The sequence below is a fragment of the Mesorhizobium sp. WSM4836 genome, from assembly GCF_055811815.1.
The window spans coordinates 48,888-60,140 of the sequence record NZ_JBVVQF010000025.1; the positions used below are offsets into that span (position 1 = coordinate 48,888).

The window sequence follows — 11,253 nt, forward strand, 5'->3', positions numbered from 1 at the left end:
ACGCGTGAACACCCTGCCAATTTTTTCCTATTGGACGATGCCAGCGGGCAATCTTTGCGCCTCGAGCAACGCCGACCGTCCCTTTCGCCAAGTACCAGGTGGAACGCCGACGAATTTTTTGAAGGCGCGATTGAAGGCGGCCTCCGACTCGTAGCCGACCTCAGCACCCGCTTGCGCGATGCTCATTTCGGGCCGTTCGAGCAGACGTCCCGCCAGTTGCAGGCGCCACCGGGCAAGGTAGTGCATGGGCGAGACCTCGACATAGTGGGTAAAGCGGCTTGCAAATGCGGTGCGCGAGAGCCCCACTTCGCGCGCGAGCCTGTCCAATGTCCATTCGTCCCTTGGGCGGGCGTGAATGAGCCGGAGCGCCTCGCCGACATGTGGATCCCGTAGGCCTGACAGCCAGCCGCGCGAATCGTCGGGGAGGGTCTCGAGATGGCGGCGGACGATCTCGACAAACATCAGTTCGCTCAGCTTGGCGAGGATCGTTTCACCCCCCGCCCGCCCGCTGCCACCTTCTGCCAGCGCCAGCCGAAAAAGGTCGATAACCCAGCTGCTTCCATCGGCGGGCTTGCGGGCACACAGAATGGCCGGCAACGCGGCGAGGAGAGGATTGAAGGGACGCGCATCGCAGCCAAGATACCCGCAAATGAAGCGGGTCCGCTCGTCTCCGCCCCCACCATGGATCACCGCGAACGGCAGGCTCTCGTCTATCGGCCGATAATACATCGCCATATTGGGTTCGCCCCGCGCTCCGGGCGAGGAGCTCAAGACGTTCGGAACACCACCGGGGAAGACAACGACATCACCGGCGTTCACGAGCACCGGGGGCACGGAATCGTCTCCTAGCGCGGCCCAGCACGAGCCCGACATCACGGCATGAAAAGAAATGATGTGCTCTGCCTCCGGCATGACGGCGGCGGCAATCTCGGCCGTGCCCGGCGACTCACCGACCCAGGGCGAACTGGCGTCGACGTCGAAATAGATCGCACCCGTGAGGCGAACGGCTCGGAGCACATCGGAAAGGACATCCATGCACTACACCTCCGGAAACGATCGGCTACTCCCTTTGACAACGAGTTTTTCGGCCAGGCATCTCGAACTATCCGGCAATACAGCCGCCCGAGCAACTACCCATCCGGTCTAATCCTCCCCTGAACGATCGGACAATAGAATTGGACGATGTGACATTTGCGGGAGCAGCGGACGGGATTAGCGTTTCATCGACCGGCCGACAGGTCCAATAACAGGGAGGAATACCATGCACGATGAAGATATCACCAAATTCGCAGCAAGCCTGCGGATTCCGCGTCGAGAGTTCATCACCAAGGGCAGCGCGGCGCTTGCGGGCCTGGCGGCATTCTTCGTGAGCCAACACGCCTATGCCTTTCCAAGCCGGCCCGGCGAGAAAGTCGTCAAATGGCTCGATCAACTGCCACCGAACCCGGTTCCGGAGGTCATCAAGAATCAGCTCGTTTGGGAGGATCTCGATTCCTGGGTAACGCCCAATGACAAGTTCTTTTCAATCGCACATTTCAACCGGCCAGTCATCGACGCGAGCACGTGGAAGCTCGAAATCAGCGGCCAGGTCAAAAAGCCGACAACCCTGACGCTTGACGACATCAAAGCCCGGCCGCGCCAGGAAATCACGTTCACGATCGAATGTTCAGGCAATACCGGCCTTCCGTTTTTCAACGGCGGCGTCGGCAATGCGCACTGGGCGGGTACGCCTCTTGCCCCGATCCTAAAGGAGGCCGGCGCCCTCGACAGCGGCATCGAAGTGGTCTTCTGGGCCGCCGACGAAGGCGAGATCAAGCGGGCCGATGACGTTAAGTTCAAGCAGAACTTCGCGCGCAGCATGTCGCTGGCAGATGCCATGGATCCAAAAAACATCCTTTGCTACGAGATGAACGGAACTCCCTTGCCGCCCGATAACGGCTTCCCGCTGCGGCTGATAGCGCCGGGCTGGTACGGGGTCGCCAACGTGAAATGGCTCAAGCGCATCGACGTGCGCGACCAGCGCCTCGAGAACCGGTTCATGGGACGCGACTACGTCACGCTCCGCGAGGAAGACCATAACGGCGAGACCGTGTGGGTAGAAACGTCCGTCGGACGGGCGCGCCTCAAATCGGCGCCGGCTCGGGTCACCCACATCGGCAGCGATTACCGGATCGGCGGAGCCGCCTGGGGCGCGCCGATCGACCGGGTCGAGGTGAAGATCGACGATGGGCCGTGGATGCCGGCGACAATCGACGGCAGCGACGAGGCGGAATTCGCCTGGAAGATGTGGTCTCTCGACTGGCCCAAGCCGTCCGCCGGGGAGCACACCGTCACCTCGCGCGCGATCGATAAAAGCGGCAACATTCAGCCGGCGATGAGCGATCCGTGGATCGCCAAGAAACACACATATTGGGAAAGCAATGGCCAAGTGACGCGCCGCGTGCGTGTCGACTAAGGATTTGCGGCCAAGTGCGGCAATTGCGTCGGGCATTGCCGACTGAGCGTCAGACAGTTGCATGAAACCGCCTTGCGACACCGCAGCGGTTTCATGGAACTTGGCGGGAACATTGCGCTCACGATCGTCCGGGACTGCGGTTTGAGAAGAGCGATATGGCCATATGAGCAAGCGCACATATGGCTAATCCTCCCCTGAACGATCGGACAATAGAATTGGACGATGCGACATTTGCGGGAGCAGCGGACGGGACTAGCGTTTCACCGACCGGCCGACGGGTCCAACAACAGGGAGGAATATCATGAACGATGAAGACAACACCAAATTCGCAGCAAGCATGCGGGGCGAAGTTATCCGCGCCGGCGACGCCCGCTATGAGGAGGCCCGCAAGCTCTACAACGGCATGATCGACAAGCGGCCGCTGATCATCGCCCGCTGTGTCGACGTCGCCGACGTGATCACGGCGGTGAATTTCGGCCGCGACAACAATTTGCTGGTTGCGGTACGTGGCGGCGGCCATAACGGACCAGGATTGGGAAGCTGCGACGACGGTCTGGTGATCGACCTGTCGGCGATGAACGGCGTGCGCGTCGATCCGGACGCCCGTACGGCGCGGGTGGGTCCGGGTTGCACTCAGGGCGACCTCGACCACGCCACCCATGCATTTGGCCTGGCCGTACCGGCGGGCATCATCTCGACCACCGGGGTCGCCGGGCTGACGCTGAGCGGCGGCCATGGCTATCTGACGCGCAAATACGGCCTGACCATCGACAATCTGGTCGAGGCCGATGTCGTGCTTGCCGACGGAAGCTTCGTCACCGCCAGCAAGGAGCGGAACCCCAACCTGTTCTGGGCGCTTCGCGGCGGCGGCGGCAATTTCGGCATCGTCACCAGCTTTATGTTCCAGCTTCACCGGGTCAGCATGGTTTTTGCGGGGCCGATCGCTTGGGATCAGCGCCACGCCCGCACCATCATGCAGCATTATCGCGAGTTCCTGCCGAACGCGCCCGAAGAACTCGGGATCTTTCTCGGGCTCAAGACCGTCCTCTCGAGCGCACCATTTCCGGAAGAGTTTTGGGGAAAGCGGATGTGTCTGCTGATGTGCTGCTATGACGGCCCGGAGGAAAGGGGCAGAGAGGCGCTGGCCCCGCTGCTCGATGCGCTTCCCGCGCCCTGGTTCAATTGGATGGGAACGATGCCCTATCCCGCCGTGCAGAGCATGTTCGATGGGCTCTACCCGAAGGGAATGCAGTGGTACTGGCGGGGCGATTTCGTCAAGACGCTGTCCGACGAGGCGATCGACGCCCATCTCGAGCAGGCGGCGAAGACGCCGAGCGAGCTATCGCTCATGCATCTCTATCCGATTGATGGCGCCGTCCATCGCGTCGGCAAAGACGAGACACCCTGGAATTACCGTGATGCGACCTGGTCGATGGTCATCGCCGGGATCGATCCGGACCCACAGAAAGCGGGGCCGGTGACACGCTGGACCAAGGCGTATTGGGAGGCGGTGCATCCGTTCGATCTGGGTGGCGCCTACCTGAACTTCATGATGGATGACGAGGGCGATGCAAGGCTCAAGGCGGCTTATGGCGATAATTACGAGCGCCTGGCCTCGCTGAAGAAGAAATACGATCCGAACAATCTCTTCCGGGTGAACCAAAACATCCGGCCGGCTGCTTGACGGCGGTCCTCGTCAGGCCGGCAAGGTTGTGTCGTACCGGCTGCGGGCCAGCTTAGGCCCAGCCGGTACGACAGGTGCCGGTCAGGACGCTCGGCGCCCTGCAAGCGCGATACTCGGCCGGGCTCGGCGACCCTCGTCCATGAGCCATGTCTGACATGCGTCAAACGCGGTCGGCCCGCACGCTCAGGTCGCCGGTAGCGCTGCTTCAACCGGCATGTCCGGGAGCAGGCAATGCGGGGTTATGCGTCGGCGACTGCTTCTCGCCAGGCCGATCGCGCCGGCAGCGTACGATAATTCCATGCTTCGATGCGGACGTCCGACGTCACGGTACCCTCCAGTCCTGCTCGAGAAACAGTATCCCCTCAATAGTCAGCTAAATTAGCACTTTCTCAAGTGACTTTGGAACTTTGTAGCTTGCGTTCCATTTTCAACCGCATGCGAGAGTCTGTGGTCCAAGGCCCTGGAATGACGGTGAACAGGTCATCGCCGCGCTACTCGCTGGTCCTGCCCATATACAATGAAGAACAGGTGCTGCCTCGGCTGATCGAGCGTATCAGTTCGCTTATCGGCCGGCTGGACGGCGAAACGGAGGCCATCTTCGTCGATGACGGAAGCCTCGACGGAAGCGTCGAATACCTGCAAAAGGTGGTCGCCGCCGAGCCGCGCTTTCGGCTGATCGAATTTTCGCGCAATTTCGGCCACCAGGTGGCGATTACCGCCGGCATGGACGCCGCCGCGGGCGATGCCGTCATCGTCATGGATGCCGACCTGCAGGACCCGCCGGAAGTCGTTCTAGATTTGATTGCCAAATGGAAGGAAGGCTTCGAGATCGTCTATGCCCGCCGGGTCAAGCGCGACGGCGAATCCTGGTTCAAGCGTTTCACGGCAAGTCTCTTCTATCGCCTGCTGGAGAAAATGACGTCGGTCGATATTCCCCGCGACGTCGGTGACTTCCGTCTGGTCGGCCGCAAGGCGCTGGAAACCTTCAAGCGTATGCCCGAACATGACCGCTTCGTCAGGGGCATGTTCGGCTGGATGGGGTTCAAGCAGACGGCTGTGCCGTTTGAGCGCCACGCGCGAACCCTGGGCCAGACCAAGTACCCGTTCTGGAAGATGATGCACCTTGCGGTTCACGGCATCGTCAGTTTTTCCGAGAAGCCGTTGCGCCTGGCGCTCTGGGGCGGCTTGGCCATTTCCGCGCTTGCGGTGGTCTTTGGCGCCTACGCCATGTTTGCCTGGTTTTTTGAAGCCGGCATCATTGCCGGCTGGACATCAACCGTGGTGATCGTGTCGCTCCTGTGCGGCATCAATCTTTTCATGACCGGCGTGGTCGGGCTCTATGTCGGCAGCATCCATGCCGAGGTGAAACGCCGCCCGCTTTATGTGATCGATCGGCTCACCGGCTTCGACGAGGCGATGCGTGCCGTCTCTGGTGAGCGCCGCCGATCGTTCCACAAGCCCAGGAGTGGAGTCCCCGCGAATGGCCGAACTCTTCGACAGCTATAAATCCAACTATGGCGAGGCGGTCGAAGGGTCTATCCGGTTTTCCGGGCTCGGGCACGACTTCTTCCTTATCGCCAAGGCGGACCTGCTCCGGCGTCTGGTGGTCGAGCGAAAGCTCCGGCAGGGTGGTTCGGCTGTCAGGGCGCTGGATGTCGGCTGCGGCGTCGGTTCGCTCCACCCCTACCTCGACGGCGCTTTCGACAGCCTCGATGGCTGCGACGTCTCGCAAGAATCGATTTCGCGCGCCGGCCAGGACAATCCAGGTGTGACCTATAGGGCCTGCACCACGCCGAAACTGCCCTACGAGGATGGCGCGTTCGATCTGGCTTTCGCCAGTTGCGTCGTCCATCACGTTCCGCCCTCCTCCTGGCTCGATTTCTTCGTGGAAATGCGGCGGGTCGTGCGGCCAGGCGGCGTCGCCTGTGTCATCGAGCACAACCCCTACAATCCGATGACGCGTCTAGCGGTGTTCCGGTGCCCGTTCGACCAGGACGCGGTCCTGCTCGGCGCCGCCAAAGCTGCGTATCTCTTTCAGCAGACCGGCTTCAGGGACATCCGATCCGAGCATTTCCTGCTGCTGCCGTCGGCAAGGCCCTTTGCCAGAAGAATCGAGCGCGCGCTCGCGTCGCTGCCGCTTGGAGCGCAGTATGCGTGTAGTGCGCATGTCTGAGCGCCGTTCGACCGGCGACGCCGGGCTGAAGCTGCTGGCGCGTTTCGGGTCGGTCGGCATTGCTGCAACGATCCTCTATGCCATGATGGCCACCGCTTTGGCAGAATGGGAGCAGTTCGGCTTCTCGCCGGTCGGTGCCTCGCTCGCGGCTTACACGGTAGCCGCCCTGTTTTCTTACCTCGCGCATAAGTTCGTAACCTTCGCCTCGAGCGGATCGCATCGAACGGAAGCTCCGCGTTTTTTCTTGCTGACGGCGACAGGCTTCGCCGTTGCCTACGCGGCGCCGTTGCTTTTGACGGCGAAACTCGGCCTGCCGCCGATTATTGCCATTCTGGTTACATGCTTGCTTGTTCCGGCGGTCAATCTTCTCATGCTCGACCGCTGGGTTTTTCAGCAGCGAAGACACGGCCAGCGTGATCGCCCGCCCTAACCCGCCTCACTGGGATCGAGCCGGAACGACAACAATTTGATGGAGCGTTTGTAGATGTTGCTGGCGGCCGGAGTTTGCGGAATGCCGTCGAGGTAGTCAAAAGCGATGTCGAGTGTTTTAGTCTCGGCGAGAGCCGCCGGTGGGATGGCGAACGAGACCGCTCGCGGCTCTTTGCCGGACAGCGTCACCGCATGCACCCGAAAGCCGTTCACCGAAATCATAACCCGCTGCGTGAGCTGCGGCGGGCGAATGACGGCGGCCATTTGCAGCGTGGCCGTCAGGCCGTCGCGCAGCGACGGTATCTCCAGGCGAAGCCGCGAGGTCTCGCCCAGCGAATGGGTGCCGTCGGCAACAGGCCCCGACCAGCCGCAGACCATCATGCCGGCTGCCTTTTTAGCTCCGTCGGACCGGAACGACACCGTCTCGCCAAGGATGTAGCTGCCGACCGCATCGCGATTGAGACAGGTCGTTGTCCTATCAATGTAGTAGGCGCGATAATCGGCGTTGACGTTCGGATTGAGAGCAAGCGCAAGAATGACGATTTCTGTTCCCGCCAGAACCGCCGCCAGCGCGTAGCCGCCAAGCCTGGCCCCGCGCTGAGACCGGCCCGAAATGTCAGACCAGGGCAAGATAGCCCCCGATCCATGCCACGGTCATGAAATAACAGGCGCCCAGGAAGAGAGCCAGAGCCGCAAGAAAAGTCAGCTTCGACGCCGACAACAGCATGGCCAGCAACATTGTCAGAGGTGCGAGCCCGACGACGTATCTGACCATCGAGGCCAGGTTCGTGACCAGCGGCAGGATGATGCAGCAGGCGCAGAACAACGCGGCGCCATATTGCCTGCGAACCGCCAGAACCGCCGACAGCGCCAGTCCTATGAGTGCGGCGAGCGCGCTCCATTGCGGCGCCGTCGGCAGCCATCCAGTCGTCGGAACGGCCGAAAGCCCGTCCCATATGAAGGCGAGCGGATTGCCCGGCACCCGTCCGAACGCGCGCTGCACGTGCAGGAAGGCAAAGCCGTCGCCGACGGTCAGATAAAGAAACAGGATGTAGGCGAATAGACCGGCTGGAGAGATGAGAATTGCGACGAGCAGGTCCGGCCGGCCAAGCAGCCAACGTGGGAACGACAGCGTCGACCCGCCCTTGGCGCGGTAATCCCTGAACATCTGAATGACGGTTGCAAATACAACAAGCACTCCGACGAGCCTGGTTGCCGACAGGAGAGCCGATGACAGTCCCGCAGCCAGGTAGCTGGAGCGCTTGAGCGCCAGAAAAACGCACGACGTTAGCAGCACGAAAAGAGGCTCGGTCAGGAAAGTCGTAAAATGATAGGAGAACGGGCCGCTGAGCAGGAAGGCGCAATACAGCACATAGGCGCGCATGTTCTTCTCGAGCAGCGGCCACGCCACCAAGCAGGCGGCGTAGCTGCACCCAATCGATGTGATCGATGCGATCAAGATGGTCGGAAAAGGGAAAACAGACCGGATCGCCGCCACCAGCATCGGATAGAGCGGGAAGAAGCCCCAGCGTCCGACATTGCTCTGGCCTGGAATGGGAAAGCGCTCATAGCCGAGTTCGGAAATGCCGACATACCACGCGCAATCCCACCGGCAGAGCGCTTGGGCGTAGGCCGCGAAGCCGGTTTCCGACGAGACCGAAGCGAATGCGGCATAGCGGATGGCCAGTCCACTGAGGACGAACAGCAACGGCACCGCCACGACGGCTACCGCAACAAGGCGGCGACCGGCGTTCGGACGCGCGACAGCTTCGAGCGCCAAAATCTGCCTCCACCCGTTCAAGTGGCTGGCGCCACTCAAAGCTAGATGACGCGCGCCCTGGCGAATTCAAGGCATGAAGCGCTGCTCAAATCGGCGATACCGCTATCCGGCGTCCCTGATCCAGACCAGCGTTTCGGGGGCACATGATCGACAAAATGACCCGGAAATGACCGAGATACAAAGCTTTCCTTCAGTTGTGCATCAATAAGCCGCGACAATTTTTAACCAATGTTTAGGAAAATTCGCAGGTTTATCGACAGACAGCAGGCAATTCGGCAAACCGGTCTTTGCTGGATTTATGTGGATGGGCAACGCATCCGTACTTGACACCGGGACAAGCTGAAGAGCTATGCTGAACAGGGTCGCAAGTTTGCGCGGGGGGAATCTGTTCATGGATTTCATCGAGAGTTGGTTTGGTATTTCACCTGACGGCGGCGACGGATCGACCGAAGCTCTCTACATACTTGCCATTGTCGCAATATTGGCACTCGTATTCCACCAGCGCATTGTGCAATTCGCGCGCGGTTTTTTCTTCGCGCGGAAATAGCCAGCTTACCATTCGAGCTCAGCTTTGTTCGTCTGACCCCAGCTTTGTTCGTCTGACCAGAGTACAAACGGCACCAGTCGTCTGACACTCCAATACGCTGTTGCCGCGCGAATCCCGTTGTTAATCAGAGCGTTGCCCTGCGTTAGCTTCAGAGGGGGAGTCGATGCGAGGAATAGCGGCAATCCTGCGAGCACTGTTCTCCGCCTGGATTCCGGCACTGATCGAGATGGCTCACCGTTTCTGTCGCCGGTGGCGGCTAGGGGGTGATCGCCGGGTCGACCAGAAAGGGTCCCGGGCGCATTGCGTACCGATCGATCACCCTGCTTTCTGCCGGCCTGACCCGCTGATCTACGATCAGTATTACCTGATCGGCCTTGGTCTCGCGGTCACCTGGGATAATCCCGACATCGAGCTGCGCCAGGGTGGTGTCCCCGTTCCCGCCGGCAGGTTGCAGGCGGACACCGACTACGAGGTGCGGGTTCGCGTCTGGAACGCCTCCGCGAATGCCGTCGTCGTCAAGATGCCGGTTCATCTGTCCTATCTGTCGTTTGGCATCGGAACCGTGTCGAATCCGATAGGCACGAGGCCGGTCTCGGTCGGGGTGATCGGATCCGCCAGCCAGCCTGGGTTCGTCTCCTTCGACTGGCATACGCCGCGGCAAGCAGGTCACTATTGCCTGCAAGCTTTGCTCGACCCGGCCGATGACGCCAACTTCGCCAACAATCTCGGGCAAGAAAATACCGATGTCGGACTGGCGCAGTCGCCAGCAACGTTTCAATTCGAATTGCGCAACGCTACCCGTCGGCCGCATCGGTACCGGTTCACCGTCGATGCCTACACCATTCCGCCGCTCGGCCCCTGTCGCGACGACCGGCAGCCAACGGAAGAGACCGCCAAGGCGGAGCAAAAGCGCCGGCTGGCGGCACACTTGCCGTCGGCTCATCCCCTGCCGCCGGGCTGGAAGGTCGAAATTTCGCCTGACCTGCCGTCGCTGGCGCCGGGCGAACAGGTGACGATCACGGCGGTCGCTACGCCGCCGGACGGCTGGACCGGCCGGCAAGCCCTCAATCTGAATGCGTTTGACGAGGGTGACCGCGCCAGCGGCGGCGTCACCTTGACCGTCCTCAGCAGCTTGGAGCCGTGATGGCCACCGACGACAAATCCTGGACCAAGTGCACGACCGCCGACGAGGTGATTTCGGTCAACCAGTACATCAGCGCGGCGATTACCAGCGGCATATTCGCGGCGGTAATGGTCGTAGTGGTGGTCGCGATGGGCGAGCCATGGTGCATACCGATCGCGCTGGTGGTGACCGAGATTGTCTGGATTCTCGCCTATTGCGACTGGTGGCTCAATAAGCGGCTGGTTTGCCTCGGCGAGCCGGTCAGCATCGTCGGCATGGTCATCAGCATCGAGCCGCCGTCGGAGAAGACCTGGCCGGGAAGCCTGGACTCCGACTACAGCCTCAATTTGCTGCTGCCGAACAACCCGGTAGGCGTCACCCAGCCTGTTGCCGCCGCCAGTGCCCCGTTCGGCTATCTCATGGCGGAAAACGCAATCACCTCCTCGCATGGCTTTCTGTTCACCGGGAACCCGGCGGAGGACAAGGTGACCGGGGTAAAGTCGGAGGCGCTGCATGTTGAGTTCGAGGGTGCATCGATCCATGACCTGCAGACCGTCAACATCCTCGCCCTGATCGCGGCCCTGGCGGCGCTGGCGCTTTGCATGTCGGGCGTGGGCGTGGTCGTTGCCTACGTACTGGCGCTTCTCGCCCTGCTCGCTTCGCTGCTCGGCGCAGCCTTCAGCAGTTCGGACACGGCCAGTCCGAGCGATGCCGGCCTGCCCAGCATCGAGACCAACAAAGGCGATGGAACCGGAGCGACAATCCTGGGGGTGACCGGCCGGTGGGTCTATGATGCCGGACACATCCACGACAGCTTTCATGAAGGCCACAACGAACTGCATCCGGTCCAACAGGCCCAGATTCTGGGACGACCATGGGACGGCGACTGGCCCGACGATATCGACGAAATCGTTCGGGGCTATCAGGACGGCTACGCGCAGTCCCAGGATCCGCTCACTAAGGAGCAACAGGAGCGGCCCGGCTCCCGGTGGTCGCTCCATCCCTATGTCGACGGCTGCAACGACACCGTCCGGCCAGATCAGCCTCCGCACTAAACTAGAC

Annotated in this window: 11 protein-coding genes; 8 read left to right on the top strand and 3 right to left on the bottom strand. The window is 61.3% G+C overall.

Going from position 1 to position 11,253, the window contains the following annotated elements:
• Positions 1 to 27: 27 nt before the first annotated feature.
• On the bottom strand, positions 28 to 1,035 hold the full coding sequence (locus AC0L2P_RS25540; RefSeq protein ID WP_473505156.1) for an AraC family transcriptional regulator: 1,008 nt from the start codon (positions 1,033 to 1,035) through the stop codon (positions 28 to 30).
• Between the two features lie 226 nt (positions 1,036 to 1,261).
• Between AC0L2P_RS25540 and AC0L2P_RS25545 the strand changes: the two genes are divergently transcribed.
• From AC0L2P_RS25545 to AC0L2P_RS25565, 5 genes are all read left to right on the top strand, one after another.
• Positions 1,262 to 2,455: a sulfite oxidase gene (locus tag AC0L2P_RS25545; RefSeq protein WP_473505158.1), complete on the top strand. Its 1,194-nt coding sequence runs from the start codon at positions 1,262 to 1,264 to the stop codon at positions 2,453 to 2,455.
• A gap of 301 nt (positions 2,456 to 2,756) precedes the next feature.
• Complete coding sequence (locus AC0L2P_RS25550) at positions 2,757 to 4,139, top strand: FAD-binding oxidoreductase (protein WP_473505160.1); 1,383 nt, start codon at positions 2,757 to 2,759, stop codon at positions 4,137 to 4,139.
• A gap of 465 nt (positions 4,140 to 4,604) precedes the next feature.
• Positions 4,605 to 5,645, top strand: a complete 1,041-nt coding sequence (locus AC0L2P_RS25555) for a glycosyltransferase family 2 protein (RefSeq protein ID WP_473505162.1) — start codon at positions 4,605 to 4,607, stop codon at positions 5,643 to 5,645.
• Entirely contained in the window at positions 5,620 to 6,312 is a 693-nt protein-coding gene (locus AC0L2P_RS25560) for a class I SAM-dependent methyltransferase (RefSeq protein WP_473505164.1), read from the top strand. Before AC0L2P_RS25555 ends, AC0L2P_RS25560 begins: the two co-directional genes overlap by 26 nt.
• Positions 6,278 to 6,742: a GtrA family protein gene (locus tag AC0L2P_RS25565; protein WP_473505166.1), complete on the top strand. Its 465-nt coding sequence runs from the start codon at positions 6,278 to 6,280 to the stop codon at positions 6,740 to 6,742. The genes AC0L2P_RS25560 and AC0L2P_RS25565 overlap by 35 nt, the downstream gene beginning before the upstream one ends.
• Here AC0L2P_RS25565 and AC0L2P_RS25570 read toward each other — a convergent pair.
• On the bottom strand, positions 6,739 to 7,371 hold the full coding sequence (locus AC0L2P_RS25570) for a hypothetical protein (protein WP_473505168.1): 633 nt from the start codon (positions 7,369 to 7,371) through the stop codon (positions 6,739 to 6,741). The genes AC0L2P_RS25565 and AC0L2P_RS25570 overlap by 4 nt on opposite strands.
• On the bottom strand, positions 7,358 to 8,521 hold the full coding sequence (locus tag AC0L2P_RS25575; protein WP_473505170.1) for a hypothetical protein: 1,164 nt from the start codon (positions 8,519 to 8,521) through the stop codon (positions 7,358 to 7,360). Before AC0L2P_RS25575 ends, AC0L2P_RS25570 begins: the two co-directional genes overlap by 14 nt.
• Before the next feature lie 391 nt (positions 8,522 to 8,912).
• On the opposite strand from AC0L2P_RS25575, the gene AC0L2P_RS25580 reads away from it, so the two are divergent.
• The 3 genes from AC0L2P_RS25580 to AC0L2P_RS25590 all read left to right on the top strand — a co-directional run bounded on the left by AC0L2P_RS25580 (position 8,913) and on the right by AC0L2P_RS25590 (position 11,246).
• Complete coding sequence (locus tag AC0L2P_RS25580; RefSeq protein WP_473505171.1) at positions 8,913 to 9,068, top strand: hypothetical protein; 156 nt, start codon at positions 8,913 to 8,915, stop codon at positions 9,066 to 9,068.
• A gap of 163 nt (positions 9,069 to 9,231) precedes the next feature.
• Positions 9,232 to 10,212: a hypothetical protein gene (locus tag AC0L2P_RS25585; protein WP_473505173.1), complete on the top strand. Its 981-nt coding sequence runs from the start codon at positions 9,232 to 9,234 to the stop codon at positions 10,210 to 10,212.
• Positions 10,212 to 11,246 carry a hypothetical protein gene (locus AC0L2P_RS25590; protein ID WP_473505175.1) on the top strand — a complete coding sequence of 345 codons (1,035 nt, stop codon included), beginning with the start codon at positions 10,212 to 10,214 and terminating at the stop codon, positions 11,244 to 11,246. Before AC0L2P_RS25585 ends, AC0L2P_RS25590 begins: the two co-directional genes overlap by 1 nt.
• The last annotated feature ends 7 nt before the right edge of the window (positions 11,247 to 11,253 follow it).

Coding starts and splice junctions, on each gene's coding strand:
- AC0L2P_RS25545 (WP_473505158.1), top strand. CDS start 1,262: ATGCACGATGAAGATATCACCAAATTCGCAGCAAGCCTGCGGATTCCG.
- AC0L2P_RS25580 (WP_473505171.1), top strand. CDS start 8,913: ATGGATTTCATCGAGAGTTGGTTTGGTATTTCACCTGACGGCGGCGAC.
- AC0L2P_RS25540 (WP_473505156.1), bottom strand. CDS start 1,035: ATGGATGTCCTTTCCGATGTGCTCCGAGCCGTTCGCCTCACGGGTGCG.
- AC0L2P_RS25550 (WP_473505160.1), top strand. CDS start 2,757: ATGAACGATGAAGACAACACCAAATTCGCAGCAAGCATGCGGGGCGAA.
- AC0L2P_RS25555 (WP_473505162.1), top strand. CDS start 4,605: ATGACGGTGAACAGGTCATCGCCGCGCTACTCGCTGGTCCTGCCCATA.
- AC0L2P_RS25590 (WP_473505175.1), top strand. CDS start 10,212: ATGGCCACCGACGACAAATCCTGGACCAAGTGCACGACCGCCGACGAG.
- AC0L2P_RS25560 (WP_473505164.1), top strand. CDS start 5,620: ATGGCCGAACTCTTCGACAGCTATAAATCCAACTATGGCGAGGCGGTC.
- AC0L2P_RS25585 (WP_473505173.1), top strand. CDS start 9,232: ATGCGAGGAATAGCGGCAATCCTGCGAGCACTGTTCTCCGCCTGGATT.